The organism is Faecalibacterium sp. DFI.5.82 (assembly GCF_029076575.1).
Classification (GTDB): domain Bacteria; phylum Bacillota; class Clostridia; order Oscillospirales; family Ruminococcaceae; genus Faecalibacterium; species Faecalibacterium duncaniae.
In genome coordinates, this window is record NZ_JARFIS010000926.1 from 1 (window position 1) to 295 (window position 295).

The 295-nt window shown below is 62.0% G+C and carries 1 protein-coding gene; it reads left to right on the forward strand.

Annotated features, from left to right (window positions below; translation table 11 throughout):
• Positions 1 to 103: 103 nt before the first annotated feature.
• Positions 104 to 295 (forward strand): YicC/YloC family endoribonuclease (locus P0G09_RS19525; protein WP_342760582.1); only part of this gene is annotated, 192 nt, incomplete at its 3' end.

Below are 295 nucleotides of genomic sequence, written 5' to 3' on the forward strand. Positions count from 1 at the left end.
GAAAAAGCAGCTGAACGAGCGGGTGACCCGCGGCAAGGTAGAACTGAGCCTGACGGTGCATACCGTGGATGCCGCCGATACCGTGGAGGCTGTGAATCAGTAGCTGGCCAAGAGCTACCAGCAGGCCCTGCGGGACCTGTCTGAGACGCTGGAGGTCAAGTACGATGTGACCGCCGGGATGATCGCCCGCTTTCCCGATGTGCTGACCACCCGCCACGCCGATGTGGATGAGGAGCTGCTGTGGGAGGATGTTTCCGCTGTCACTGCCCAGGCGCTGGACCGCTTTGTGGAGATG